Here is a 712-nt window from a genome sequence, read left to right as displayed (position 1 = left end):
TCAATTGTTTGGTGGCGATAGCGAAGAGGTCACACCCGTTCCCATGCCGAACACGGAAGTTAAGCTCTTCAGCGCCGATGGTAGTCGGGGGTTTCCCCCTGTGAGAGTAGGACGCCGCCAAGCAGTTTTATCTATTTCTACCATGTTTGTTTATGAAGCTTATATCATTCCGCAGTAGCTCAGTGGTAGAGCTATCGGCTGTTAACCGATCGGTCGTAGGTTCGAATCCTACCTGCGGAGCCATTGCTTCCATAGCTCAGCAGGTAGAGCACTTCCATGGTAAGGAAGAGGTCAGCGGTTCGAGCCCGCTTGGAAGCTTTATTTAAATGCATTACTCTTACCAAGGTTTCTCAAAAAGGAGAAAGCTTTTTTTATTACGATATGCGGAAGTAGTTCAGTGGTAGAACACCACCTTGCCAAGGTGGGGGTCGCGGGTTCGAATCCCGTCTTCCGCTCCATTTTTTCATCCCAACGGGATGTTGATACAAGTGAAAATGCGCCCGTAGCTCAATTGGATAGAGCGTTTGACTACGGATCAAAAGGTTAGGGGTTCGACTCCTCTCGGGCGCGCCATATATTTTATCAATATGGGAAATCGGGAAGTAGCTCAGCTTGGTAGAGCACATGGTTTGGGACCATGGGGTCGCAGGTTCGAATCCTGTCTTCCCGACCATTTTTATGGGGCCTTAGCTCAGCTGGGAGAGCGCCTGCT

General features: G+C 49.7%; 5 tRNA genes and 1 rRNA gene. All 6 read left to right on the top strand.

Annotated elements, in window-relative coordinates:
- The first annotated feature begins 7 nt into the window (after positions 1–7).
- The 6 genes from rrf (at position 8) to WA325_RS21175 (ending at position 673) form a co-directional block, all read left to right on the top strand.
- A 5S ribosomal RNA gene (gene rrf, locus WA325_RS21200) occupies positions 8–123 on the top strand.
- Positions 124–168: 45 nt separating this feature from the next.
- A tRNA-Asn gene (locus WA325_RS21195) sits at positions 169–243 on the top strand.
- A 2-nt stretch (positions 244–245) separates the two neighbouring features.
- Positions 246–318, top strand: a tRNA-Thr gene (locus WA325_RS21190).
- A gap of 65 nt (positions 319–383) precedes the next feature.
- A tRNA-Gly gene (locus WA325_RS21185) sits at positions 384–458 on the top strand.
- A 38-nt stretch (positions 459–496) separates the two neighbouring features.
- Positions 497–573, top strand: a tRNA-Arg gene (locus tag WA325_RS21180).
- A 23-nt stretch (positions 574–596) separates the two neighbouring features.
- Positions 597–673, top strand: a tRNA-Pro gene (locus WA325_RS21175).
- The last annotated feature ends 39 nt before the right edge of the window (positions 674–712 follow it).

The sequence above is a fragment of the Bacillus sp. 205(2023) genome (assembly GCF_037027485.1).
GTDB classification, from domain to species: Bacteria; Bacillota; Bacilli; order Bacillales; family Bacillaceae; genus Bacillus; species Bacillus halotolerans.
The sequence above is the reverse complement of the archived record's forward strand: the minus strand, read 5'-3'. Positions and strand labels throughout refer to the sequence as shown.